We start from the raw sequence: 25,597 nt of genomic DNA on the forward strand, positions 1-25,597 counted from the left end.
GAAACAAGTTCAGCATGGCGACTTGCGATCAGTGCTTGGTGACGTCCTGCCAGCGGCCGAAGGTGTGCTGCTCGCCGTCATCCTCGATGATGCGGATCGGCATGCCGGGGCGGAAGCTGCTCGCTGGTTTCGCCGACGACGCCGGGACAACGGCGTGGAGCCGCAGCATCGCCAGCGTGGGGATGTCCTCGGGAAACGGGATGAGAGCACGACTTGCCATGCCGCGTTAGCGCGCAAGATGGTAAATTGTTCCAGCAGCGATGGCGTGATCGCGCCGAACCCTGGCGCGAAATCAGCGGCTTATTCGGTGCGCAGCCAGCGCATCAGTTCGCGGAACGGCACCAGCTCGTTGAACGAGATGCCGCACAGTCCTTCGGCGTACCAGCGGACGGTGCCGTGGATCGGGCGGAAGCGGTCGAGCGTCAGCACCACCGGTGCGTCGGGCTCGAGCGGGTGATCGGTCTCGACCTTGACGCCGCCCTGCGAGATGTCGCGGGTCGAGACGCCCAGGACACGCGCGCCGACCCGGAGCGTCGCCAGCCGGTCGACTTCGACGCGCGGCAGACGCGGGCGCCAGCCGTCATCGGTGCTTTGTGCCGCGAGCAGATCCTCGACGTCGATGGGGGTATCGAAGGCGACGCCGATATTCGCCTCGCTCGTCCAGCTCACGCGGCCGGGAATGCGCTGGTTGGTCTTGAGCTCGACCTCGAGCACCTGGCCCTCGTGGAACAGCGAATAGACATGCGCCATTAACCCGCCGGCCGAAATGTTGCGGACCAGGCAAAGCTCACGGCGGCCGTCGATGATCAGGCTGCCGACGCGCAGAATCGTCATATGACGGCGTGCGCCGCGGCGCTCCGGCGGCTGCGGTGCCTCCCGCGAGAAGGAGAAAGTGGTCTCCTCTACCGCATTGCTGCTGAGCACGATCCCGATCCTCGTCTTGTACGGCGGCCACACTCCGTCCTGGAGTTCGGTATGCGGCGAGAACTTTTAAGAACCTCTTACGCGCGCGCCGCGGGCAACCCGCGTGTCGGTCGAGCGCCGATTGGTCGAGCGCCGGGAGTGTTGACGGCTTGCTTACCAGTTGCGCGCTAGAGCGGGCGGCGATGAACGTTCAGTCCAGGATCGAGCCCGCCAAGGGTGTCAGCGACGCGCGTCCGCGCTCCGCGGTCAGCGGCGCCGTGGGCTTCGTCGGTCTGGCAGGCCTGGTGGCGTGGGCAGCGTTGTCGCGCGCTTACGGCTTTTCGGGGCCAGACGCGTCGCTGGTCGCGCTGTTGGCTTGTGCGGTGCCGATGATCCTCTGGTCGCTGCTTGTCGATCGTGTTCATCGCAATCCGACGACGGGGATCGACTGGGACGCGCCACCGCGTGCTGTCCGCGAGACGATCGATGTCACCCTCGTCAAGATCACCGGCATCTGGACGATCTGGGGGACGATCGGCGCGCTCTATTGCATCGGGCGCTGGTATTGGGCGCCGCCCTATCTCTATGCGATGGAGTTGTTCGCTTATTCGGCCGTGCCGATGCTCGCTCTATCGGTGCCTTACGTGCTGTGGATCGACCGGCGGCTGCGGGAACCGCGCGACGGCGCCTGGCACTTCGGCCGGCTGGTGATCGGCCGGCCCGACGGAGTGGATCGCGAGGCAGTTTACGATTTCCTCCGTTCTTGGGCGATCAAGGCCTTCTTCCTCGCCTTCATGGTCTCGATTGTTCCCGGCAACTGGGCCGATCTGGTGCGCGCGACGGGCGAGGACATCGCCGCGGATCCGATCAGCCTCGCGCGCTGGCTGATCAGCGCGATGTTCCTGATCGACGTCGCCTTCGCCACGGTCGGCTACGCGCTGACGATGAAGCCGCTCGATGCGCATATCCGCTCCGCCAATCCTTACGCATCGGCGTGGATGGCGGCGCTGATCTGCTACCCGCCGTTCATCATGATGTCGCCCGGCGGGCCGCTCGATTACCATCCCGGCACCGCCGACTGGATTCACTGGCTGGAGGGCATGCCGCTCGCGTCGGCGGCGATGGGCGCGGTCCTGGTGGCGCTCACCGCGGTCTATGCCTGGGCCACGGTGGCGTTCGGCATCCGCTTCTCCAACCTCACGCATCGGGGCATCCTGACCCACGGCCCCTATGCCTGGTCAAAGCACCCTGCCTATCTTTCGAAGAACATCTTCTGGTGGCTGGCGACGCTGCCCTTCCTCGCGACATCCGGAAATCCGGTCGACATGATCCGCAACACCGTGGTGCTGGCGCTGGTCAGCGGCGTCTACTACTGGCGCGCGCGAACCGAGGAGCAGCACCTCTCCGCAGATCCCGATTATGTCGCCTATGCGCGCTGGATGGATCGGCACGGGCCGGTGCCGCGCGCTTTCGCTGCCTTGCGCGGTGTGATCGCGCGCCGCGCATCGGCGCCTGCCGCATAGAAAAGACCGCGGAAAACCGCGGCCTTTCCCTTGTCAGCGATGTTGTGCCGCTTAACGGAGCATGCCCGGATCGGGCTGATCGTCCGGCGTCGGGGTCGGCGACGGCGTGGGGTCCGGCTGCGGAGCAGGCTCGGGGGCGGGCCCCGGATCGGGCGTGGGGGCAGGCTCTTCGGTCGGCCCCGGCTGCGGTACCGGTGCTACCTGGGAAATGCCCGGGCTAGCGAAGGCGAGAGCCGTCGCGCCGGCAGCGGTCAGGAAAAGCATCCGGTTCATATTGCGCATCGGTCTTTAACCTCTTTGTTTCTTGATCTTCAGTTCAGTCGAAACGGTATCGCGTACCGAGATCCCCAATATGGGTGAGACTATGTGGGCTGTCTTGCTTCGTGCGGGGAACTGCGGCCTGAGCGCGGCTGACGACCCTTTCCGTTCGTTACGCGCGACGAACGGAGCCGAATTCTGCAGTCGGACGAGATCTAAAAGCTCTGCTCGGCGTAGATGCGGCTGATATCGCCGCCCCATTCGCCGTGGAAACGGTCGAGAAGCCGCTCCGCCGGTGTCTTCCCGGTCGCGATCACATCGCGCAGCGGATCGAGAAAGCCGCTTTCATTGTCGCCTGCGGCATTGGTTTTGGCGCGCGCATTGAGTCCGGCCTCTGCGATGGCGAGGATGCGGCCGCCCAATTCCCGCAACCTACCGCCGCCCGGAACCGCCGCCTTCAGCGCCTGCTCTGGCACCGCATCACGTAGCGTCTGGCGCTCGGCGATCGTCCAGTGCTTCACTTCGTCCCACGCCGCGTCGAGCGCGGCATCGTCGTAGAGCAGCCCGACCCAGAGCGCGGGCAGCGCGCAAATCCGGCTCCAGCGTCCGCCGTCGGCTCCGCGCATCTCGAGAAAGCTCTTCAGCCGTACTTCGGGGAAGGCGGTGGAAAGATGGTCGTGCCAGTCGGAGCGGCGCGGCTTTTCGCCGGGGAGCTCCGGAAGCTTGCCTGCAAGGAAATCGCGGAACGAGCGGCCCGCGACATCGATGTAGCGACCGTCGCGGAACACGAAATACATCGGCACGTCGAGCATATAGTCGGCGTAGCGCTCGTAGCCGAAGCCATCCTCGAACACGAAGGGTAGCATGCCCGTCCGGTCGGGATCGGTGTCGGACCAGATGTGGCTGCGGAAGGAGAGGAAGCCGTTGGGCTTGCCCTCGGTGAACGGAGAATTTGCGAACAGCGCGGTCGCGAGCGGCTGCAGCGCAAGGCCGACGCGGAACTTCTTCACCATGTCCGCCTCGCTCGCATAGTCGAGGTTGGTCTGGATGGTGCAGGTGCGCAGCATCATATCGAGGCCGAGCGAGCCGACCTTGGGCATGTAGTTGAGCATGATTCTGTAGCGGCCCTTGGGCATCACGGGGAGGTCGGCGCGCGTCTTGTCCGGCCACATGCCGAGCCCCAGGAAGCTGATGCCGAGCCGATCGCCGATCGCCTTGACCTGTTCCAGATGGCGTCCGGCCTCGGCGCAGGTCTCGTGCAGGTGGCGCAGCGGCGCGCCGGAGAGTTCGAGCTGCCCCGCGGGCTCCAGGCTGATCGTGCCGTCAGGCCCCGAGAGCGCGATGACGTTGCCATTCTCCTCGACCGGCACCCAGCCGAACTCGGTCATCGCCATGAGGAGGTCGCGGATGCCGCCCGGCTCGGCATAGGAGGGCGCACGATGATCATCGCGGCGGTAGACGAACTTCTCATGCTCGGTGCCGATGCGCCACGCGTCGCGCGGCTTCTCGCCCTTGGCGAAGACGGCGAGCAGATCGTCGCGGCTTTCGATGATCGGATCGAAGCTGTGGGTGCCGGTGCGCGTCGTCATCGCCGCGCTCTAGCCGCGCCCGTTGAGCCGCGCCAGCCGGTTTCGCATTGCTACCCGTTCCAGTCCCCGGCCGCCGCCATCCAGACCGCGATCGCAGCGATGGCGGCCGTGTCGGCGCGCAGGATGCGTGGGCCAAGGCTCACCGCACGCGCCGCCGGATGCGCGCGGATCGCGGCGCCTTCCTCGTCGGTGAAGCCGCCTTCGGGACCGATCAATATCGCTGCCGGGCCGGGGGATGGCGCAAACGCCACGCCGCCGCGCTCGTCGGCGAAGTAGAGCGCGCGATTCTCGGGCCAGCCCTTCAGCGCCGCTTCCAGCGGTTGCAGCGGTGCGAGTTCGGGCAGCGCCGTCCGTTCACACTGTTCGGCCGCCTCGACAACGTGCGCCTCAAGCCGCTCCATGTTGAGCTTGTCGACGATCGTTCGCCGCGTCGTCACCGGCATAAGTCGCGCGACGCCCATCTCGGTCGCCTTCTCGATCATCCAGTCGATCCGCCCGCGCTTGATCGGCGCGAACAGCAGCCACAGGTCGGGCACCGGCTCGCGGTCGCGCAGCTTGTGTGTGACGGTCAGAATCGCCCGCCGCTTCCCGACCTCGACGATCTCGGCGAGCCATTCGCCGGTGCGGTCGTCGAACAATTTGACTTGGTCGCCCGGCCCGAGCCGGAGCACGGCGCCGAGATAGGAACCTTCGACCGTGATCGAGAGGCCTTGGGCCAGCGTATCCTGCACGAACAGGCGGGGCAGGCTGTGCGGCGGCCAGGCGGGGGTTGCGGGCATCCGGCTGACCTACCCGCTCGTCCCGAGCGAAGTCGAGGGGCGTTGGTCGCGACGTAAGAGTGCCCTCGACTTCGCCCACGACGAACGTAGTAGAGAGGTCGCCATGGTCCATAGCGACGACATCGTTCCTGACAGCGAGCGGCGCGGATTGATCGGCGCCTTGCCGGCACCGCTGCGTCCCTATGCCTCGCTGATGCGGCTCGATCGCCCGATCGGTGCCTGGCTGCTGTTCTGGCCCGGAGCCTGGAGCGTCGCGCTGGCGGGGCTCGGCGGCAACGGCATCGCGCTCATCCTCTGGCTCGCGCTCGGCGCCTTCGCGATGCGGAGCGCGGGCTGCGTCTACAACGACATCGTCGACCGCGAACTCGACGCGAAGGTGGAGCGCACGCGGCTCCGGCCGCTCGCCAACGGACGGGTGTCGCTGAAAGGGGCCTGGGCGCTACTGATCGGGCTTAGCCTCGTCGGCCTGATCGTACTGCTCCAGCTTCACCGCACCGCGCGGATCGTCGCGCTGGCCAGCCTCGCGCTAGTCGCGGCTTATCCTTTTATGAAGCGGATCACCTGGTGGCCGCAGGCGTGGCTCGGACTGGTCTTTTCCTGGGCGGCGCTGGTCGGCTGGCCGGCGGTGACGGGCAGGATCGAGGCGCCGGCGCTGTGGCTCTACGCCGGCTCCATCCTGTGGGTGATCGGCTACGATACGATCTACGCCTTGCAGGACCGCGAGGACGATGCGCTGGTCGGCGTCAAATCCTCCGCCCGCGCGCTTGGGCGACATACGCGGCTCGGCATTGGCATCTGCTATGCCGGTGCGCTGCTGCTCTGGTCGGTCGCGATCGGCTCGGTGCGTGACGACTGGCTCGCGCAATTGGCTTTGGCGCCCGTCGCGATGCACCTTCTCTGGCAGGTCGCCGCGCTGAAGCCCGATGATGGCGCCGACGCGCTCGCCAAATTCCGCTCCAATCGCTTCGCGGGCCTGCTGGTGTTTCTCGGCTGCCTGGTCGTTGGGACGAGCGGCTGAACCTGCCGGCTCGCGCCTTTGCCTTTTCGCCGCGCGCGGCCTAAGCGCTCGCGATGCTTAGTGTGAAGGATGCCGAGGCGCGCGCCGCCGGTCTGGTCGAGCGCGCGGTCCAGGCGGGTGCCGACGCCGCCGATGCGCTTTACGTCGGCGATGCCTCGACCAGTGTGAACGTGCGCCTGGGCGCGCTGGAAAGCGTCGACCGGTCTGAGGGCGAGGAGATCGGCCTCCGCCTCTTCGTTGGCCGCCGATCGGCCAGCGTTTCCTCTTCCGACCTGTCGGACGCCGCCCTGGGCGCGCTGGTCGAGCGCGCGGTCGCGATGGCACGCGAGGCGCCGGAGGACCCCTATGCGGGACTCGCCCCGCGCGACCGGCTGATGCAGAGCCATGGCGTCGACGTCGACGGTGATGACGGCGCCGACCCGTCCCCCGCCGATCTCAAGACGCGCGCTTTGGAGACCGAGGAAGCGGCGCGCGCCGTCGCCGGCATCACCAACAGCGAAGGCGCTGGTGCGAGCGCGGGGCGGAGCAGCATCGCACTGGCGACCAGCGACGGGTTCGCGCGTGGCTATTCGACCAGCGGTTACAGCGGCGGCGCGAGTGTCGTCGCAGGGTCGGGCGGGGCGATGCAGCGCGATTATGCCCAGCACAGCGCGCGACACTTGGAAGACCTAGATCCAGCGGAGGAGACGGGGCGCTTGGCGGGCACGCGTGCGGTCGCACGGCTCAACCCCGTCCGCGTGCCCAGCGGCGCGATGCCGGTGGTGTTCGATCCGCGCGTCGGCGGGTCGCTCGTCGGGCATCTGATTTCCGCCATCAACGGCGCGGCGATCGCGCGGCGAACAAGCTTCCTCCTCGACCGCGAAGGCGATCGCATCTTTGCGGAAGGCATTACCATCCGCGACGATCCGCACCGGCCGCGCGGGCTGCGCTCCAAGCCGTTCGATGGCGAGGGACTGCCGACCCGCGCCAGCGATCTCGTCGCAGACGGCCGCCTCACCGGCTGGCTGATGGACAGCGCCACGGCGCGCCAGCTCGGCCGCGAGCCCACCGGTCACGCCGCGCGCGGCGTCGGCGGATCGCCGGGCGTCAGCGCAACCAACGTCGATCTGCTGCCTGGCCGCATCGGTCGCGACGCGCTGCTCGCCGATATCAAGCGCGGCATTTACGTCACCGAACTGATCGGGCAGGGCGTCAATCCGGTCACCGGTGATTACAGCCGCGGCGCATCCGGCTTTCTCATCGAGGACGGCGCGATCGGCCCTGCGGTGGCGGAGATCACGATCGCCGGCAACCTCGTCGAGATGTTCGCCGCGCTCGTCCCTGCCGACGATCTTGAGCATCGCCGCGCGGTTAACGTGCCGACGCTCCGCATCGACGGGATGACGATCGCCGGTGCTTGAGGCGGTCTCTCATATCGCCGCGGAAGCGGGCGCGATGGCGGCGGCGCGCTGCGGCGGCGAGTTTCGCCGCTGGGAGAAGGTGCCAGGCCATCCGGTCTGCGACATCGATCTCGAAGTCGATTCCTTCCTGCGCGAGAAATTGTCCGCGCTTGATCCCGAAGCGGGCTGGCTTTCGGAAGAGACGCTAGACGACAGCCATGCGCGCATCGGCCGCCGCCGGATATGGGTCGTCGATCCGATCGACGGCACCCGCGACTATCTGCGCGGCCGCCCCGGCTGGTGCGTGTCGGTCGCGCTGGTCGAGGATCGGGTGCCGCTGATCGGCGTGCTCGATGCGCCGGCGCGCGGCGAGCATTGGTGGGCCGAGCGGGGGAAGGGGGCATTTCGGAACGGTGTGCCGCTCCGCGCTAGCGATCGCGTGGCGCTGCCCGGCGCGCGCGTTCCCGCCGACACGCTACCCCAAGTCGATCGCGATCTGGAGGCGGTGTTCAAACCCAATTCGATTGCGCTGCGCATCGGGATGGTGGCCGCGGGCGAGGCCGATCTGGTCGCGACTCTGCGCTGGGGCTTCGAATGGGACATCGCCGCCGCGGCACTGATCGCCAGTGAAGCGGGCGCCACCGTCAGCGGTGCGCTCGGCCAGCCGCTGACCTTCAACACCGCATCGGGCGAGGCCTTCGGCGTGCTTGTCGCCGCCCCCGGCATCCACCGCGCCGCCGTGGAGCGCCTCCGCGAGCGGGCGGAAGCGGCGGTTTAGCGTCTCATGTCATCCCCGCGAAAGCGGGGATCCATAGCACGGCACGACTGGGTTCCCGCTTTCGCGGGAATGACAAATTAGAAGTTACGCGCGGCCTTGCTCACTTCCCCGTCCAGCCCGGTCCACGAACCGCGCGGCCGGGCTTGGCGCCGGTATGCTCGCCGTCCTTCAGCACCGCGATGCCGTTCACCAGCACGTCCCTCACGCCCACCGCATATTGGTGCGGCTTCTCGAAGGTCGCCTTGTCGGCGATCGCCTTCGGATCGAACACGACGATGTCGGCATAAAAACCGGGCTTGAGCTGACCGCGCTCCTTGATCTTGAGCTGCGCGGCCGGAAGCGCGGTCAGCCGCCGGATCGCCTCGGGCAGCGGGATCACCTTTTCGTCGCGGACATATTTGCCGAGGAAGCGCGCGAAGGTGCCGTAGGCGCGCGGGTGCGGATTGCTGTTGAGGAAGAGGCCCTCGGTTGCCACGCTTCCCGCGTCCGAACCCACCATCGTCCACGGCCAAGCGATGTTGCGGCGGATATTCTCCTCGCTCATGTGGAAGAAGGCGGCGCCGACCCGGCTGTCGTCCTCGATGATGAGGTCGATGATCGTGTCCTCGGGGCTGGTGCCCCGCTCCTTGGCGACGGCGGCCAGCGTCTTGCCGGTCAGCGGTTGCAGCTTCGGGTTTTTGAAGTCGAGCAGCAGCACCTTTTCCGGCCCGCCCGCGTCGCGCATCAGATTCTCCCAGCCCTCTGGCTCCGCGCGCATCTCGGCGATCACCTTGGCGCGCGTCGCGGGATCCTTGAGCCGCGCGACCCAGGCGTCGTGTCCGCCCTCCTGCACCCACAAGGGCATCGTCGCGTAAAGGCCGGTCGCGCCGGCGATATATGGATAGATGTTGGCGGTGACGTCGATCCCGTCCTCGCGCGCCTTGCTGAGCTTCGCGAGCATCGGCGCGGACTTGTGCCAGTTCGCCTGCCCGCCCGGCTTCATATGATAAATCTGGACGGGCGCGCCGGTGCGGCGGCCGATTTCCAGCAGTTCGTCGACCGCCTGCTCGTAGCGCCCGGATTCGCTCCTGAGATGCGAGATATAGCCGCCTCCGAACTCGTGCGCGGCAGCGGTGAGCGCGACCAGCTCGTCGGTATCGGCGAAATTGCCCGGCGCGTAGATCAGCGAGGAGCCGACCCCCATTGCGCCCTCGCGCATCGCCTGGCGGACGAGATCCTGCATCGCCACCATCTGTTCGGGCGTCGCCTTCCTGTTGTCGCGGCCGACCTCGTGGATGCGCACGGTGGCGGCGCCGACGAACGAGGCGATGTTGGTGGAGATGCCGCGCTTCTCCATATAGGTCAGATAATCGCCGAGGCTGGTCCAGCCGATGTCGAACTTGAACGCGTCCTGGCCCTTGGTTTCGACCGCCTTCATCTCGTCGTTCCATGGCCCCATCGACCAGCCTTCGCCCATCACCTCGAGCGTCACGCCCTGCTTGATGTCGCTCATCGAGCGGCCGTCCTGGATCAGCGAGACATTCGCCCAGCTCAGCATGTTGATGAAGCCGGGGGTGACGGCCATGCCATTGGCGTCGATGAGGCGATCGGCGGTCTTGCCCTTGAGATCGCCGATCGCCGCGATCCGGTCGCCTTCGACTGCGACGTCCGCCGCGACCGGCGCGGCGCCGGTCCCGTCATAGACGCTGCCGCCGCGGATGATGATGTCATAGTCCGCGGCCAGCGCGGGCGAAGCCGCCGCGAGCGCAAGCGCGATAATCGATCTCAACATGCTGCCTCCCTGTTATGCAAGCGAGGCTAGCGCGGGCAGCGGCATCCGTCACCCCAGTCCCCGGCGCACAAGAAGGCCGGCCGTTTTTTTAGGAACGGCCGGCTCAAAAAGGCAAAGCGGCACGGGCGGATGGGGCACGCCCGCGCCGTGGGGATCAGGCGGCGAGGGGCAGCGCCTCCACAGGCTGCGTGATGACCGCGGCGTCCGCCTCCACCTCCGCCTCGACGGCGGGCCGGCGCGGATCGGGCGCGAGCAGGCGGGAGGCGAGAACGATCAGCCCCGCGCCGAAATAACCCGCGATGGTTGCCACCGGCTGGAAGAACAGCAGCAGCGGCAGCGCGATGCGAAGATAGATCGGGTTGAACCCGAAGTCCTGCCCCAGCGCCTCGCACACGCCGAACAACGTATCCTGCCGGGTGAAAAGGTTGCGCCGCTCGTTCTGCATCGTGCTGGTCCTTCGCTACCGGCGGTCCCTACCGCCTCATGCCCTCCACTGAGCACGGACCGTGCCAGTTTTTCTGGCCTAAAGTTTTCAAGGGGTTAGCGCGCTCAAGATGTAAGAACTGCTGTCCGATAGCGGACAAAGGGCCGAATGTTGGGAATCTACGCCAACTGACCGCCTCGCGCTCGTGCGCATTGCGGAGCGAACCCGTTGCGAACTGCACAAGGAGCAGGCATTCAGTGAAGATGGAACCGGTAGCCGACATGAAAGACGAAGCAAAAAGCGTGAAGAGTTCTGCGCGGCTGCGCGCCGACGAGATCAAGCCGTTCCGCTGCAAGAACCTGATCGCCGTCATCGAAAATCCGAGCGACATCAAGAATATCGGTACGGTGATCCGCAACGTGAATGCGCTCGGCGTCGAGAAGGTCTATGTCGTCGATACCCGCCGGTCTTTACCTGACGACTGGCAGGAATTGCGCGATCAGCGGGCGGTATCGAAGACCTCGGTCTCGGCCGTCAAATGGACGTTCGTACGGCGTTTCGACAGTACCGACGATTGCTTCGACCATCTCGAGACAAATGGCTTCACGTCGATCGTCACTTCGCCGCACGTGAAAGGCAAGGCTAGCATCTTTCTCCACGAAGGCGATTACACCGCCCACACCAAGCTTGCGGTATGGTTCGGCAGCGAAGCAGTCGGCATCAGCGATCGTGCGGTGGAACGCAGCGCGATGTGCGTCTGCATTCCGATGTTCGGAATGATCGAAAGCCTCAACCTCGGTACGAGTTCGGGAATCGTCCTTTACGAAGTCGCCAAGCAGCGCCGCGAATATCAGAGTCGATATCGGCTCCGAAAAAAGCGGGGTGAGCGGGCGACGCCCCTGCCGACGGTTTTGCCGCCCAAATAGCCGCCGCGCATGTCCGGCCCATGCTAAAACGGCATCTTCAAAGCAGCTTAGCGCAATCTTAATCGTCCGAAATGCATATAAATTCCCGGGCCGTGTCTTTGGCATCCGGGGGAGCGCTCAGCATGCGATGGATAGGATGTGCCGAGCGCGACGCTCGGGCGCACAAGCCGGGCTTATTGCGTCGCCTGCTGCGCGATCAGCGCGGTACCACCCTCGCGATGATGACCGCGGGCCTGTTTCCGGCCATTGCTGCCGTCGGCTCCGCGGTCGATCTCGGGCGCGTCTTTCTCGTGCGCAGTCAAATGCAGGCGGGCGTCGACGCCGCTGCTTTGGCCGGCGCGCGATCGTTCGGCGTGACCGACGCGTCTCGCGTCGATTCCCGCGACCAGCAGGTGAATGCCTATTTCCGGGAGAATTTCCCGGACGATTTCCTGGGTTCAGGGGAGATCAAGCCCAAGCCCACCTTCAACACCGTGCGCGGGATCAACGTCACGCGGGTCGATGCCAGTACCGACTTGAAGATGGTCTTCATGCAGATCTTCGGCGTCAAGCCGAAGAAGATCAGCGTGGTGGCGGTGGCGGAGCTCCAGCCCAAGCCGCTCGAGGTCATGGTCGTCCTCGACGACACCGGATCGATGCAGACGAAGCTCGGCAGCAGAAGCCGCATGGCCGCGCTCCAGGACGCGATGTACGACTTCATCAACATCCTCCACCAGGGGTCCGAACAGCGCAAGGAACTGGCGCTCGGCATGGTGACCTATACGGTGACGACCAATGTCGGCGGCATTTTAAAGTCCGCCGGGGTGCCGATCGAAAATCGCGACGGTTTCATCAACGTCGGCAGCTATACCGGAGGCGTCAGCAGCTTCCCGGACAATCCGCTGGGCTGGAAGGGTTGTGTCGAGAATGACAAGACCGTGCGCGACGTCGGCAACACCGCGACGGTGTTCGAGGACGGCGCTTGGGACGTCGACAAATATCTTCCAGGCGAGACTGACGCGAAGGGCGTCGTGCGGGACAACGCGCGGCCCTACCATTATCCGCCGAGCACCAATTCGAACGGCTCGTTCGTCACCACGGCGAAGGTCGCGACCGATTATCGGGCGAGCCATGCGAACACCGATACAAGCGACGGGCGCCGCAACAACCTCTATTATCTTCACACCGCGGGCAACATGGCCGGGGGCGAGGCGCTCGCCAATGCGCCGGCCTACCGGCAGCATTTCTACGACATGTATATCGGGCTCAACGCAAATGCGTCGAACCCGGCGGACGACGTCATCGTCAAGAATGACGGGACCGACGGCTATTATGCGCCCGGCTCCGGCCCCGGCTGGAAGGTAAAATATTCGCGCATCCCGTATATAACCGACACGCGCGACTGGTCCTTCGCCAACCCGAAATACGGCTATCCGACCGCCACCGGCTACACGCTCAAGATGACGACGCCCAACTGGCAGTGCCCGGAGCCGTCGATGGACGTGCAGTATAACCGGCCGAAGTCCGACTATACCAATTACATTCGCGACAAGAATTATCCGCTGATGCCGGCCAGCGGCACGCTGCATCATATCGGCATGCTCTGGGGCTACCGGCTGCTCACGCGCGACGATCGCTTCACCCGCGTCAACCCGGTGCCGTCCGAGCGGCCACTTCGCGCGCTTGTGTTCATGACCGATGGCGACACCCAGGCCAATGGTGATGCCATGTGGTACGGCTCCTACGGGTCACTCCGCGAGAAGCGCATCACCAACAGCACGGACGCGAACACCTTCAAGACGCAGATCATGCGCCGCTTCGCAAAGGTCTGCGAGAATGCGAAGCGTGATGGCATCGCCGTCTATATCGTGTCGCTGCTGCCGGCACCGGGCGGGACGCGCGATTATTTCCGCGGCTGTGCCGGCTCCAACTATCTCGAGACGGACTCCGCGGAGACGATCAAGAACGCCTTCCAGCAAATCGCGGTCGACCTCGTCGACCTCCACCTGGTGCAATGACGATGCGTCGCCTCCACCGGCTCTTCGCCCACAAGCACGGCATCGCCGCAGTAGAGTTCGCCGTCCTCGCGCCGGTCATGGCGTTGCTGATTGCGAGCACGGTCGAGGCCGGCCAGATCATGATGATCCGCACCACCCTGGAGGGCGCGGTCGGCGAAGCCGCAAGGGCGGCGATCGCCGACCTCGCGCTGTCCGACGATGATCGCGATACCGCGATGCGCGCCTACATCGGCAAGCGCATGTCGCCCTACAATATGGTCGAAGGCGGCGAACTCGAGATCGAAACCAAGGTCTTCCGCACCTTCGGCAGCGCGTATCCGGAGGCGTATCAGGATTTGAACGGCAACGGGCAGTATGATCCGCCGACCGAAAGCTTCCCGGGCGAGCCTTTCGACGATCGCAACCGCAATGCGACGCGCGATCTTGCCGTGCCGGTCGAGGGCAAGCTCGGCGGCCCCGGCGACGTCGTGGCTTACACCGCCGTATTCCCAGCCCGGGTCTATTTCGGGTTTCTTTCGGGCATATTCGGCAAGGATGGCGGCTTCACCGTCCGCGCGAGCGCCGTCGTCCGGAACGAGCCGGTCGTCAAGGCGGCGACACTTTGATGCGCGCTTTCATCACGCTGGGCAGGTTTGAACGAAGCCGTAACCTGCGGGAGAACGACGCGGGCATCTCGTTCGTGGAGTTCGCTCTGATCCTTCCGCTCTTCATCGGAACGATGGCGGCGGGGCTCGAGATGGCCAATCTGCTGCTCGCCAACATGAAGGTGCAGCGTCTCGCGACGATGACCGCCGACATGGTCGCGCAGCGCGGCGCGTCTGAAAAGCAGATATCGGAGATGCAGCTCTACGACGTCCTGTCGGCGCTCGATATTGCGGCGGACCCGCTCGACGTGCGCGAGCGGGGAAGGGTGATCGTCACCGCCGTGCTGGGCGAGGACAGCAACGCGGACGGAACTGTCGACGTCAACCGCATCAAATGGCAGCGGTTCGACGGCAAATATGTCGGCGCCGTCCCCATTCTCGGCTGCCACACCGCGGTGACGTCTGCGACGCTTCAGCACGCTAGAGCACTGATCTTGAACGAAGCGATGTTCCACGCGCAGGTGACGTATCGCTACGAGCCGATCTTCGACATCGGTGCCGTGGAGTTCTTCAACGTGCCGACGACGATCACCCGCACCGCCGCCTTCCGCGGCCGCGGGTCGATTTTCAAGCCGGTGCTGTCGGTCGAAGGCTATCCGCCTAAGCAGAATTGCACGTCCGCCAACGGGCTTTGACCTGCCCGATAGCGGCTCGCGATCACTGATCCAGGAAGCTGCGCATCTTCCGTGAGCGGCTCGGGTGCTTCAGCTTGCGGAGCGCTTTGGCCTCGATCTGGCGGATGCGTTCGCGGGTGACGCTGAACTGCTGGCCGACTTCCTCTAGCGTGTGATCGGTGTTCATGCCGATACCGAAGCGCATGCGCAGCACGCGCTCCTCGCGCGGCGTCAGTGAGGCGAGGACGCGCGTCACCGTCTCCTTGAGATTCGCCTGGATCGCGGCATCGACCGGGATCACCGCATTCTTGTCCTCGATGAAATCGCCGAGGTGCGAATCCTCCTCGTCGCCGATCGGCGTTTCGAGGGAGATCGGCTCCTTGGCGATCTTCATCACCTTGCGGACCTTCTCGAGCGGCATAGAGAGGCGCTCGGCCAGTTCCTCCGGGGTCGGCTCGCGGCCGATCTCGTGGAGGATCTGGCGGCTGGTGCGGACCAGCTTGTTGATCGTCTCGATCATGTGGACCGGGATGCGGATGGTGCGCGCCTGATCGGCGATCGAACGGGTGATCGCCTGTCGGATCCACCAAGTTGCATAAGTGCTGAACTTGTAACCGCGGCGATATTCGAATTTATCGACCGCCTTCATCAGCCCGATATTGCCTTCCTGGATGAGGTCCAGGAACTGCAGGCCGCGGTTGGTGTATTTCTTGGCGATCGAGATGACGAGGCGCAGGTTCGCCTCGACCATTTCCTTCTTGGCGATGCGCGCCTCGCGCTCGGCCTTCTGCACCTGATTCACGATGCGGCGGAACTCGGCGAGGCTCATGCCCGTCGCCAGCGCGATCTCGCTGATCTCGACGCGAATGCGGTCGATCGTGTCGGCTTCGGCCTCGCAAAAAGCCGCCCACTTCTTATCGGTGCCGCAAACGCGCTCGACCCAGCCTTCGTCTAGCTCGTGGCCCATATAGGCGTCGAGAAACGCCTTGCGCGGCACCTTGTGGCGCTCCGCGAGGCGCAGCATCTGTCCGCCCAGCGCGGTCAGGCGGCGATTGTAGCTGTAGAGCTGATCGACGAGATATTCGATCTTGGCGTTGTGAAACTGCATGCTCTCCACCTCGGCGGTGAGCTCTTCGCGCAGCTTCTGATATTTGCCTTCGTCGCCCTTCGGGAAAGCCTCGCCCGCCGACATCGCGACCATCCGCGAGACCTGGATCTTGGCGAATTTCTTGTAGAGGCCGGTGATCCGGGCGAAGCGCTCCAGCGCCGCGGGCTTCAGAGTCTCTTCCATCTGCGCGAGGGAGAGCGTGTTGTCCTCTTCCTCTTCCTCGACGGGGCGCTTGGCGCGGCGCTCGATCAGGCCGTCCTCGTCCTCTTCCTCCTCGGCGGTCTCCTCGACGTCCTCCTCTTCCTTGAAAGAGGGGCCGGCGGTCGATTCCGAAATGTCGGCGCCTTCCTCATCCTCGGCGCTCGCGACCTGCTCGGGGGTCGGGCCCTTGGAGAGCATGGCTTCCAGGTCGAGGATCTCGCGGAGCTGCATCTCGCCCGCGTTGAGCGCATCGGACCATTGGATGATGGCGTTGAAGGTGATCGGGCTCTCGCACAGCCCCCAGATCATGGTGTCGCGGCCAGCCTCGATGCGCTTGGCGATCGCGATCTCGCCCTCGCGGCTCAGCAGCTCGACGGCGCCCATCTCGCGCAGATACATGCGGACGGGATCGTCGGTGCGATCGACCGTCTCCTTCTTCTTCTCGACGACGAACATGCCGTCGCCGCCCTCTTCGGGCGTCTCGTCGGCGGCGGGCTCGGCCTCGCCTTCCTCGTCCTGCTCTTCATTCTCGACGATGTTGACGCCCATCTCCGAGAGCGCGGACGTGATGTCCTCGATCTGATCGGTGGACATCCCGCCGACGACGTCGTTGAGCTCGTCATAGGTGATCACGCCGCGCTTCTTGGCGCGCGCGATCAGCTTCTTGATCGAAGCCTCGTTGAGATCGATGAGCGGCGCATCGCCGTTCTCGGGCTTCTCGTTCGCTTCGACCGTGGTGTTCTTTGCCATCTAGACGCCTTAATCCATTTTCAGCCCGCGTCGCCTTCGACCAGCGTCGCGAGCTGCCTGTCCGCCTCATCCTTCGCCGCGCGGAGCCGCTGCTGCTCCAGAAACGCGGCTTCCTCACCGGTCTCCTTCAGCCGGGCCGTGGCGGCACCGAGCGCCGCGTCGATCCCCGGCCGCGCCGCCAGACTGTCGATCACCAGAACGAGATCGCGTCGCGCGCGTTCCGGGTCGGCATCTCGGCGGTTGAAGGAAAAGGCCAGTCCACTGAGGCGCAGATCCTCCGCAAGAGCACCCACGCCAGCTTGCGCCAATATGGTATTTAGCGCCTCGCTATCAAGATAGCTGTTCGCCATCGCCGCATCGATCAGCGAATCGCGCAGCCGCATGTCGTCGCGAGCGGCGAGCGGCAGCGCCGCAATGGCTTCGCTGTGCGCCGCAATCAGGTCTGGATGACGGAGCAGTCCGGCCAGCGCGGCGCGGCCGCTCACTCCGGCGAGCGAGTCCCCCGGCACGGCGCGGACAGTGCGCGGCCCTGCCGAAAAGCGACGTCCGGGGCCGCCCGGCGACCATTGCCGCTGAGGGCGGACCAGCGCGTCGTAGCGGCCGAGCAGTTCGGCGCGGTAGCGTTCGCGGACATCGCCGTCGCCGACCGTGCCGCTGAGGTCGAGCAGGCGGCGGCGAAGGCCCGCCTTCTGCTCGGGTGTGATGAGCGGCTCGGCGTCGCGCTCGTGCCGCCAGAGCCGGTCGACGAGATGCTCGGACGCGGCGAGCAATGTCTCCAGCGCGTCGCGTCCGCCGCCGCGCACCAGATCGTCGGGATCCTGGCCAGCGGGCAGGGTGATGAAGGCGAGGCTCCGTCCTGGCCCGACGTGCGGAAGCGCCCGAAGCGCGGCGCGGATCGCGGCCTTCTGCCCCGCGGCGTCGCCGTCGAAGCAGAGCAAAGGGGCAGGGGAGAGCTTCCACAGCCGCGCGAGTTGTTCCTCGGTCAGCGCGGTGCCCAGCGGGGCCACCGCCTCGCCGATCCCCGCCTGGTCGAGCGCGATCACGTCCATATAGCCTTCGACAACGATCACGCGCCCCGCAGTGCGCGATGCGGCGGCGGCGCGGTCGAGATTGTAGAGCGTCCGCCCCTTGTCGAAGAGCGGCGTGTCGGGGGAGTTGAGATATTTGGGCTCACCGGCGCCGAGGATCCGCCCGCCGAACGCGATCACGCGCCCGCGCGGATCGCGGATCGGGATCATCAGCCGCCCGCGGAACCGGTCATAGGGCTCGCGATCGTCGTCGGGCTGGATCAGCAGCCCCGCCTCGATCAGCGCCTCATTGCCGAAATCCCGTAGCGCGCTCTTGAGACGCCCGCGCGAATCGGGGGCATAGCCGATGCCGAAGGCGCGCCGCGCCGCATCGCTTATCCCGCGCCGCTCCAGATAGGCCCGCGCTTCCGCACCATCGAGCCCGCCCAACTGCTCCTCGAACCAGTTGGCCGCGGCCTCCATCACGCCATAGAGGCCCGAGGCGCGCTCGGCACGGGCCTGCGCGCGGGGATCGGCGGCGGGGACGTCCATGCCGGCGGCGTCCGCCAGTTCCTTCACCGCATCGATGAAGGGCAGACCGCGCTGATCGGTCATCCAGCGGATCGCATCGCCATGCGCGCCGCACCCGAAGCAATGGTAGAAACCCTTCTCGTCGTTGACCGTGAAGCTCGGCGTCTTCTCGTTATGGAACGGGCAGCACGCCTTATACTCGCGCCCCGCCCGGATGAGCTTCACCGACCGGCCGATCAATACGGATAGCAGAGTGCGCGCGCGAAGTTCGTCGAGAAAGGCGGGTGAGAGGGTCACAGTCGCGCCGGACGCGCAATCGCGCTCCCCTCCCGCTCGCGGGAGGGGCTGGGGGAGGGTCTGTCCGTCAAAATCTCTGCGATCCGCACCACAACGCCATCGATATTCGCAAGCACGTCATTGTTCCAGAACCGGATGACCCGATAGCCCTGGCTTCGGAGATAGGCGGCGCGGCGAGCGTCTTCTTCCGATCGCTCCGCATGCTGCCCGCCATCGACTTCGATAATCAATCGCGCGGAGCGAGACACGAAATCGCAAATGAATGGACCGATCGGGAACTGGCGATTGAAGCGGACACCTTCAATTCGGCGAGCGGAAAGATGTCGCCAGAGCAGACGCTCGGCTTCGGTGGCGTTGGCGCGCAATTCGCGGGAGCGGGCCGTCGGGCGCTTGTATCCCTTGTCCAACACGCCCTCCCCCGACCCCTCCCGCAAGCGGGAGGGGAGTCTGATTCAAGACAGCGCTGCTTTCACCAGGCCGCTGGCCTTGCCCATGTCCATGCTGCCGGCGTGGCGCTCTTTCACCAGCGCCATCACGCGGCCCATGTCCTTTACGGACGCGGCGCCGGTCTCGGCGACGATGGCGGCGATCGCGGCCTTCGCCTCGTCCTCGCTCATCTGTTGCGGCAGGAAATCCTCGATCACCGCGACTTCGGCCCTCTCGGCCTCGGCAAGCTCGGCGCGGCCGCCTTTGTCGTACATCTCGATCGATTCGCGGCGCTGCTTGACCATTTTCTGCAGCACCTCGGTCACCAGCACGTCGTCGTCCGGCTTCGCGGAGGCGGTGCGCAGCTCGATATCGCGGTTCTTGATGGCGGACTGGATGAGGCGGATGGTGGCGGTGCGGCTCTTGTCGCCGCCCTTCATGGCGGAGACCAGCGCCGCCTTGATATCGTCGCGAATCATGCGTTGTGTGCCCTGGATTTCATCGGGAAAGCGCCACGATAGCCCGACCCAAGCGGATTTGACAGATTGACGCTGCGCCTCATCGTCTCTAGCGGACGGCGCTTAGCGACATCGCCGACAAACCGACAAGGAGTGCCCGCCACCATGGCCGACGCCAAGCCTACGCCTGCGCCGAACGGAGCGACGGGCGTATTGGTATTGGCCGACGGCACAATCGTCTGGGGCAAGGGCTTCGGCGCCGAGGGCGATGCGGTGGGCGAGGTGTGCTTCAACACTGCGATGACCGGCTATCAGGAGGTGATGACCGATCCCTCCTATGCGGCGCAGATCATCACCTTCACCTTCCCGCATATCGGCAACGTCGGCGCGAACTATGAGGATGTCGAGGCGGACAATCCGCATGCGCTGGGCTGCATCGTCCGGCAGGACGTCACAGCGCCGAGCAACTTCCGCGCCGCCACCGGTTTCGTCGAATGGATGCGCTCCAACGGGCGGATCGGCCTCGCCGGCGTCGACACCCGCGCGCTGACCCGCCGCATCCGGCTGGCGGGCGCCCCCACCGGCGTGATCGCGCACAATGCGGGGGGCGAGTTCGACATCGACGCGCTGCTGGAAAAAGCGCGGAGCTGGCCCGGGCTGGAGGGCATGGACCTCGCCAAAGAGGTGTCGTGCCGCCAGATGTACCGCTGGAGCGGCGGGCTGTGGAAGCTTGGCGAGGGCTATGAGGAATTCCCCTCCCGCGAGCGGGAGGGGCTAGGGGAGGGCCTGTCCGACGCCTCCACAAGCTCTCCCCCGGCCCCTCCCGCAAACGGGAGGAGAGGTGATCTCCCGCACATCGTCGCGATCGACTACGGCTCGAAGCGCAACATCTTCCGCAACCTCGCCGATGCCGGCGCGCGGGTGACGGTGCTGCCGGCGACCGCGACCTTCGACGAGGTGATGACGCACGCGCCCGACGGCTTCTTCCTCTCCAACGGCCCCGGCGATCCCGCCGCCACGGGCGCCTATGCGGTGCCGGTGATCCGGCAGATGCTGGAGACCGGCAAGCCCCTGTTCGGCATCTGCCTCGGCCACCAGCTCCTCGGGCTTGCGGTCGGCGCGAAGACGGTGAAGATGCACCAGGGCCACCGCGGCGCGAACCATCCGGTAAAGCGGCTGGCGGACGGCCGCGTCGAGATCACCAGCATGAACCACGGCTTCGCGGTGGAGGCGGAAAGCCTGCCCGCCAATGCCAGGCCGACGCACGTGTCGTTGTTTGATGGCAGCCTCGCCGGCCTCGAACTCACCGACCGCCCCGCATTCAGCGTCCAATATCACCCCGAGGCGAGCCCCGGCCCGCAGGACAGCGTGTATCTGTTTGGAAAATTTGTGGAAATGATCGGAGAGGAATGATGGCAACTGTCCGGACGTTCGAAGTTGAGCATTTGGACAAGGCGACGCCTCATGACGAGGTAGCTTCAGCCACCGTTCGACTAGTGAACTGCGGCCGGGAGAAGTTCATTCAAATCGACACCTATGGACGTGATACCCGTGAAAGGCCTGGCAAACTTTCGCAGACCATCCGCCTCGACAAAGCGGCTTTCGAAAAGCTGGTAGCACTTGGACGTAACCATTTCTGATGCCTAAACGCACCGACATCTCTTCCATCCTCATCATCGGCGCGGGCCCCATCGTTATCGGGCAGGCGGCGGAGTTCGATTATTCGGGGACGCAGGCGGCCAAGGCGCTGAAGGCGGAGGGGTTCCGCATCGTCCTGGTCAATTCCAATCCGGCGTCGATCATGACCGACCCCGAGTTCGCCGACGCAACCTATATCGAGCCGATCACGCCCGATTTCGTCCGCCGCATCATCGAGAAGGAGCGGCCGGACGCGGTGCTGCCGACGATGGGCGGGCAGACGGCGCTCAACACCGCGCTTGCGCTCGCCAAGGACGGCACGCTCGATCGGCTGGGCGTCCAGCTCATCGGCGCCGACGCCGAAGCGATCGAGAAGGCGGAGGACCGCCTCAAGTTTCGCGAGGCGATGGACCGGATCGGGCTCGAATCGCCGCGCTCGGCGATCGCCCACAGCCTCGACGATGCGCTCTCCGCGCTCGATCAGGTGGGCCTCCCCGCCATCATCCGCCCCAGCTTCACGCTCGGCGGCACCGGCGGCGGCATCGCCTACAACAAGGACGAGTTCGTCCAGATCGTCACCGGCGGGTTGGAAGCATCGCCTACCACCGAGGTGCTGATCGAGGAATCGGTGCTCGGCTGGAAGGAATATGAGATGGAGGTGGTCCGCGACCGCGCGGGCAATGCCATCATCATCTGCTCGATCGAGAATGTCGATCCGATGGGCATCCACACGGGGGACTCGATCACCGTCGCGCCGGCGCTGACGCTGACCGACAAGGAATATCAGATCATGCGCAACGCCAGCATCGCGGTGCTGCGCGAGATCGGTGTGGAAACAGGCGGTTCCAACGTGCAGTTTGCGGTCAATCCGAAGGACGGCCGCCTCGTCGTCATCGAGATGAACCCGCGCGTGTCGCGCTCGTCCGCGCTTGCCTCCAAGGCTACCGGCTTCCCGATCGCCAAGGTCGCGGCGAAGCTGGCGGTGGGCTATACGCTCGACGAGATCGACAATGAGATCACCGGCGCGACGCCGGCGAGCTTCGAGCCGACGATCGACTATGTCGTCACCAAGATCCCGCGCTTCGCCTTCGAGAAGTTCAAGGGCTCCGAAGCGACGCTCGCCACCGCGATGAAATCGGTGGGCGAGGTGATGGCGATCGGCCGCAGCTTCCACGAGAGCCTCCAGAAGGCGCTGAGGGGCCTGGAGACGGGGCTGATCGGCCTCGACGGCGTGCGCGAGCTGTACGGCGCGCCCAAGGACGAGATCCTCGCCGCGCTGGCGGTGCCGTCGCCGGACCGGCTGCTGGTCGCCGCGCAGGCGCTGCGCGAAGGGCTGACCGTCGTCGAGATCCACGCGGTCGCCAAATACGATCCCTGGTTCCTCGACCGCCTCGCCGAGATCGTCGCGGCGGAAGAGAGCATCTGCTCGAACGGCGTGCCGCAGGATGCCGAAGGCCTCCGCGCGCTGAAGGCGATGGGTTTTTCCGACCGGCGCATCGCCGAGCTGGCGCTGAAGGCCGCCAACGTCCGCGGCGATGCGGTGAAGACGCGCACGCGCTCGTCGGGGCTGCTCCACGACGCGGTGCGCGCGATGGTCGGCGCGACGACCGAGGACGAAGTGCGCGCGCTCCGCCACAAGCTCGGCGTGCGCCCCGTCTTCAAGCGCATCGATACCTGCGCCGCCGAATTCGAGGCGAAGACGCCCTACATGTATTCGACCTACGAGGCGCCGAGCTTCGGCGAGGCCGAGGACGAGAGCGCGCCGACCGACCGCCGCAAGATCATCATCCTCGGCGGCGGCCCGAACCGGATCGGGCAGGGGATCGAGTTCGATTATTGCTGCTGCCACGCCTGTTTCGCGCTCGACGAGGCCGGCTACGAGACGATCATGATCAACTGCAACCCGGAGACGGTGAGCACCGATTACGACACGTCCGACCGTCTCTATTTCGAGCCGCTGACGGCCGAGGACGTGCTGGAGATCATCCACGCCGAGCAGCAGAACGGCGAGCTCGTCGGCGTCATTGTTCAGTTCGGCGGTCAGACCCCGCTGAAGCTCGCCGCGGCGCTCGAGAAGGCGGGGGTGCCCATCCTCGGCACCTCGCCCGACGCGATCGACCTCGCCGAAGACCGCGAGCGCTTCGCCAATCTGGTCGACAAGCTCGGCCTCAAGCAGCCCGCCAACGGCCTTGCGCGCAGCCGCGACGAGGCGATCGCGGTGGCGGAGCGGATCGGCTATCCGGTCCTGACCCGCCCGTCCTATGTGCTCGGCGGCCGCGCTATGGAGATCGTCGACGGCCCGGCGCAGCTCGACGATTATATCCACACCGCCGTCCAGGTATCGGGCGAGAGCCCGGTGCTGATCGACCAATATCTGCGCGATGCGATCGAGGTCGACGTCGATGCCATTTCGGACGGTAAGGACGTCGCCGTCGCGGGCGTGATGCAGCATATCGAGGAGGCGGGCGTCCACTCGGGCGACAGCGCCTGCTCGTTGCCGCCCTACAGCCTCGAACCCGCGATCATCGCCGAGATCGAGCGCCAGACGCGCGAGCTGGCGCTGGCGCTGGGCGTCGTCGGGCTGATGAACGTCCAGTTCGCTGTGAAAGACGGCCAGGTTTATCTGATCGAGGTCAATCCGCGCGCGAGCCGCACCGTGCCGTTTGTCGCCAAGGCGCTCGGCACGCCCATCGCCAAGATCGCGGCGCGGGTGATGGCGGGCGAGCCGCTGATGCACTTCCTCCCAATCCACCGCGACATCAAGCATATCGCGGTGAAGGAGGCGGTCTTCCCCTTCGCGCGCTTCCCCGGCGTCGATCCCGTGCTGTCGCCCGAAATGAAGTCCACCGGCGAAGTGATGGGGATTGCCGACACTTTCGCGCCCGCCTTCCTCAAGTCGCAGCTCGGCGGCAATGTCGACCTGCCGCGCGAAGGCACCGTCTTCGTCTCGGTCAAGGACAGCGATAAGGTGCTGATCCTGCCCGCGATCCGCGCGATCAGCGAATTGGGCTTCAAGGTCATCGCGACGGGGGGCACCGCTGATTATCTCGCCGCGCACGATGTTCCGGTGGAGCGGGTCAACAAGGTTGCGCAGGGCCGCCCGCATATCGTCGACCGGATCAAGGACGGCGCGGTTGATCTGGTCTTCAACACCACCGAGGGCTGGCAGAGCCACAAGGACAGCGCCTCGATCCGCCGCTCGGCGCTGATGGCCAAGGTTCCGATCTTCACCACCGCCGCGTCCAGCGCCGCCGTGGTGCGGGCGATTGCCGCTCTCCGGGACGAACATCTTGAAGTCCGCTCCCTCCAGGACTATTATTCCGCTTCCAGAGCGTAAGATCCTCACAATCAAAATGGATCGGGCCGTCTCGTTTTAAGGGACGGTCCTCGCGGATTTCTTTTACGAAAGGCTTGTGTGATGGCGACGGTGGAAAAGATGCCGATGCTGGCCGAGGGCTACGAACGCCTGAACGCCGACGTGCGCCATCTGAAGACCGTGGAGCGCCCCGCGATCATCGATGCGATCGAGGAAGCGCGCGCGCACGGCGATCTTTCGGAGAATGCCGAATATCATGCCGCCAAGGAGCGGCAGGGCCAGATCGAGGCGCAGATCGCCGATATCGACGACCGGCTGAGCCGCGCGATGGTGATCGATCCGACGACGCTCAGCGGCGACAAGGTCGTGTTCGGCGCGACCGTCCACCTGCTCGACGAGAACGACAAGAAGGTGAAATACCAGATCGTCGGCGAGACGGAGGCGGACGCCAAGGTCGGCCGCATCTCCTACAATTCCCCGCTCGGCCGCGCGCTCATCGGCCGCAACGTCGGCGACGAGGTGGAATTCTCGGCGCCGTCGGGCGATCGTTACTTCGAGATCGAGAAGCTCGAGTTCATCTGATCCCGGCCCGGTGCGCACTCCGCAAAGCTGGCAGAACGCACGACTGACGCTGGTCTTCGCCGGCGCGAGCGCGGCGGCGTGGATCCTGGCGACCGCGCTCGGCCTCGATCAGATGGCGGCGGTGTGGGGTGGTTTCATCCCGGCGCGGTTCGACGGCGTGGCGAGTGAACTTCCGCTTGCACCCTTGGCGCTGACCCCGCTCACCGCGACGCTGGTCCACGGCGGCATCGTCCACCTGGGTTTCAACCTGCTCATCCTGCTGTTCTGCGGCCGTGCGGTCGAAAGCATCATCGGCAGCCGCCAATATGCCGCGCTGTACCTGATCGGCGCCTATGCTGCCGCCGCGGCGCATTACGCCTCCGATCCGCATTCGACGGTGCCGATGGTCGGCGCCAGCGGCGCGATCTCCGCGGTGATCGGCGCTTATGCGATCATGTTCGGGCGCAATCGCGTGAAGGTCGCCAACCCGACGGCGGCGCTCTGGCTCAACGCGCTCTGGCTCGCCGCCGCATGGGTCGCGCTCCAGCTTCTCATCGGCGCGACATTCGAGACGAGCGGCGCCCGCATCGCCATCGCCGCGCATATCGGCGGCTTTCTTGCCGGCCTGCTGCTCGCGAAACCGCTGCTCCTGCTGCGCTATCGCGGAGCTTAATCCCGCGTTCGTCACCCTGAACTTGTTT

At 65.8% G+C, this 25,597-nt stretch carries 24 protein-coding genes; 13 read left to right on the top strand and 11 right to left on the bottom strand.

What is annotated here, in order from left to right; translation table 11 throughout:
- Positions 1–28: 28 nt before the first annotated feature.
- Together B9N75_RS10260 and B9N75_RS10265 are read right to left on the bottom strand one after the other, a co-directional pair.
- Positions 29–220 carry a hypothetical protein gene (locus tag B9N75_RS10260; RefSeq protein ID WP_085218713.1) on the bottom strand — a complete coding sequence of 64 codons (192 nt, stop codon included), beginning with the start codon at positions 218–220 and terminating at the stop codon, positions 29–31.
- Between the two features lie 80 nt (positions 221–300).
- Positions 301–924: a PilZ domain-containing protein gene (locus tag B9N75_RS10265; protein ID WP_157123791.1), complete on the bottom strand. Its 624-nt coding sequence runs from the start codon at positions 922–924 to the stop codon at positions 301–303.
- A 182-nt stretch (positions 925–1,106) separates the two neighbouring features.
- On the opposite strand from B9N75_RS10265, the gene B9N75_RS10270 reads away from it, so the two are divergent.
- On the top strand, positions 1,107–2,426 hold the full coding sequence (locus B9N75_RS10270; RefSeq protein WP_085218715.1) for a methyltransferase family protein: 1,320 nt from the start codon (positions 1,107–1,109) through the stop codon (positions 2,424–2,426).
- 51 nt (positions 2,427–2,477) lie between these two features.
- Here B9N75_RS10270 and B9N75_RS14250 read toward each other — a convergent pair whose 3' ends face one another.
- The 3 genes from B9N75_RS14250 to B9N75_RS10285 all read right to left on the bottom strand — a co-directional run bounded on the left by B9N75_RS14250 (position 2,478) and on the right by B9N75_RS10285 (position 5,052).
- On the bottom strand, positions 2,478–2,699 hold the full coding sequence (locus B9N75_RS14250) for a hypothetical protein (protein WP_085218716.1): 222 nt from the start codon (positions 2,697–2,699) through the stop codon (positions 2,478–2,480).
- 200 nt (positions 2,700–2,899) lie between these two features.
- The gene (locus tag B9N75_RS10280) at positions 2,900–4,273 is read right to left on the bottom strand and encodes a glutamate--cysteine ligase (RefSeq protein WP_085218717.1); all 1,374 of its coding nucleotides are present in this window, start codon (positions 4,271–4,273) and stop codon (positions 2,900–2,902) included.
- A 50-nt stretch (positions 4,274–4,323) separates the two neighbouring features.
- On the bottom strand, positions 4,324–5,052 hold the full coding sequence (locus B9N75_RS10285; protein ID WP_085218718.1) for a 16S rRNA (uracil(1498)-N(3))-methyltransferase: 729 nt from the start codon (positions 5,050–5,052) through the stop codon (positions 4,324–4,326).
- Between the two features lie 103 nt (positions 5,053–5,155).
- On the opposite strand from B9N75_RS10285, the gene ubiA reads away from it, so the two are divergent.
- The 3 genes from ubiA to B9N75_RS10300 are packed head-to-tail and all read left to right on the top strand — an operon-like array spanning position 5,156 to position 8,227.
- Complete coding sequence (gene ubiA / locus B9N75_RS10290; RefSeq protein WP_085218719.1) at positions 5,156–6,070, top strand: 4-hydroxybenzoate octaprenyltransferase; 915 nt, start codon at positions 5,156–5,158, stop codon at positions 6,068–6,070.
- A gap of 53 nt (positions 6,071–6,123) precedes the next feature.
- A complete protein-coding gene (locus B9N75_RS10295) occupies positions 6,124–7,470 on the top strand; it encodes a TldD/PmbA family protein (RefSeq protein WP_085218720.1) in 1,347 nt (448 codons plus the stop codon).
- 34 nt (positions 7,471–7,504) lie between these two features.
- Complete coding sequence (locus B9N75_RS10300) at positions 7,505–8,227, top strand: inositol monophosphatase family protein (RefSeq protein ID WP_085219555.1); 723 nt, start codon at positions 7,505–7,507, stop codon at positions 8,225–8,227.
- A gap of 100 nt (positions 8,228–8,327) precedes the next feature.
- Here the strand turns inward: B9N75_RS10300 and B9N75_RS10305 are convergent, their stop codons facing one another.
- Together B9N75_RS10305 and B9N75_RS10310 are read right to left on the bottom strand one after the other, a co-directional pair.
- On the bottom strand, positions 8,328–9,998 hold the full coding sequence (locus B9N75_RS10305; RefSeq protein ID WP_085218721.1) for an N-acyl-D-amino-acid deacylase family protein: 1,671 nt from the start codon (positions 9,996–9,998) through the stop codon (positions 8,328–8,330).
- Positions 9,999–10,152: 154 nt separating this feature from the next.
- Positions 10,153–10,443: a PspC domain-containing protein gene (locus tag B9N75_RS10310; protein ID WP_085218722.1), complete on the bottom strand. Its 291-nt coding sequence runs from the start codon at positions 10,441–10,443 to the stop codon at positions 10,153–10,155.
- Between the two features lie 191 nt (positions 10,444–10,634).
- Between B9N75_RS10310 and B9N75_RS10315 the strand changes: the two genes are divergently transcribed.
- From B9N75_RS10315 to B9N75_RS10330, 4 genes are all read left to right on the top strand, one after another.
- On the top strand, positions 10,635–11,348 hold the full coding sequence (locus B9N75_RS10315) for a TrmH family RNA methyltransferase (protein WP_244552327.1): 714 nt from the start codon (positions 10,635–10,637) through the stop codon (positions 11,346–11,348).
- A 176-nt stretch (positions 11,349–11,524) separates the two neighbouring features.
- Complete coding sequence (locus tag B9N75_RS10320) at positions 11,525–13,345, top strand: TadE/TadG family type IV pilus assembly protein (protein ID WP_172840867.1); 1,821 nt, start codon at positions 11,525–11,527, stop codon at positions 13,343–13,345.
- On the top strand, positions 13,342–13,950 hold the full coding sequence (locus B9N75_RS10325) for a TadE/TadG family type IV pilus assembly protein (RefSeq protein ID WP_085218725.1): 609 nt from the start codon (positions 13,342–13,344) through the stop codon (positions 13,948–13,950). Before B9N75_RS10320 ends, B9N75_RS10325 begins: the two co-directional genes overlap by 4 nt.
- Positions 13,950–14,624, top strand: coding sequence for a TadE/TadG family type IV pilus assembly protein (locus B9N75_RS10330; protein WP_085218726.1), 675 nt, complete (start codon positions 13,950–13,952; stop codon positions 14,622–14,624). Before B9N75_RS10325 ends, B9N75_RS10330 begins: the two co-directional genes overlap by 1 nt.
- Before the next feature lie 22 nt (positions 14,625–14,646).
- On the opposite strand, the gene rpoD is transcribed toward B9N75_RS10330, so the two are convergent.
- From rpoD to B9N75_RS10350, 4 genes are read right to left on the bottom strand one after another with little or no spacing between them, the layout of a single operon-like run.
- A complete protein-coding gene (gene rpoD, locus B9N75_RS10335) occupies positions 14,647–16,662 on the bottom strand; it encodes an RNA polymerase sigma factor RpoD (protein ID WP_085218727.1) in 2,016 nt (671 codons plus the stop codon).
- Between the two features lie 20 nt (positions 16,663–16,682).
- Positions 16,683–18,497: a DNA primase gene (gene dnaG / locus B9N75_RS10340; protein ID WP_085218728.1), complete on the bottom strand. Its 1,815-nt coding sequence runs from the start codon at positions 18,495–18,497 to the stop codon at positions 16,683–16,685.
- Positions 18,494–18,907: an endonuclease domain-containing protein gene (locus B9N75_RS10345; protein ID WP_425292391.1), complete on the bottom strand. Its 414-nt coding sequence runs from the start codon at positions 18,905–18,907 to the stop codon at positions 18,494–18,496. The genes dnaG and B9N75_RS10345 overlap by 4 nt, the downstream gene beginning before the upstream one ends.
- 42 nt (positions 18,908–18,949) lie before the next feature.
- Positions 18,950–19,402: a GatB/YqeY domain-containing protein gene (locus tag B9N75_RS10350; RefSeq protein ID WP_085218730.1), complete on the bottom strand. Its 453-nt coding sequence runs from the start codon at positions 19,400–19,402 to the stop codon at positions 18,950–18,952.
- A gap of 144 nt (positions 19,403–19,546) precedes the next feature.
- On the opposite strand from B9N75_RS10350, the gene carA reads away from it, so the two are divergent.
- From carA to B9N75_RS10370, 5 genes are all read left to right on the top strand, one after another.
- Entirely contained in the window at positions 19,547–20,794 is a 1,248-nt protein-coding gene (gene carA, locus B9N75_RS10355) for a glutamine-hydrolyzing carbamoyl-phosphate synthase small subunit (protein WP_085218731.1), read from the top strand.
- On the top strand, positions 20,791–21,021 hold the full coding sequence (locus tag B9N75_RS14060) for a methionyl-tRNA formyltransferase (RefSeq protein ID WP_157123792.1): 231 nt from the start codon (positions 20,791–20,793) through the stop codon (positions 21,019–21,021). Before carA ends, B9N75_RS14060 begins: the two co-directional genes overlap by 4 nt.
- Positions 21,021–24,356, top strand: a complete 3,336-nt coding sequence (gene carB, locus B9N75_RS10360; RefSeq protein ID WP_085218732.1) for a carbamoyl-phosphate synthase large subunit — start codon at positions 21,021–21,023, stop codon at positions 24,354–24,356. Before B9N75_RS14060 ends, carB begins: the two co-directional genes overlap by 1 nt.
- An 81-nt stretch (positions 24,357–24,437) precedes the next feature.
- Positions 24,438–24,917 (top strand): transcription elongation factor GreA, encoded by a 480-nt coding sequence (gene greA / locus B9N75_RS10365; RefSeq protein WP_085218733.1) that lies wholly within the window; start codon positions 24,438–24,440, stop codon positions 24,915–24,917.
- Between the two features lie 10 nt (positions 24,918–24,927).
- Positions 24,928–25,569 carry a rhomboid family intramembrane serine protease gene (locus B9N75_RS10370; protein ID WP_244552328.1) on the top strand — a complete coding sequence of 214 codons (642 nt, stop codon included), beginning with the start codon at positions 24,928–24,930 and terminating at the stop codon, positions 25,567–25,569.
- Positions 25,570–25,597: the final 28 nt, after the last annotated feature.

It is taken from the genome of Allosphingosinicella indica, from assembly GCF_900177405.1.
GTDB lineage: Bacteria > Pseudomonadota > Alphaproteobacteria > Sphingomonadales > Sphingomonadaceae > Allosphingosinicella > Allosphingosinicella indica.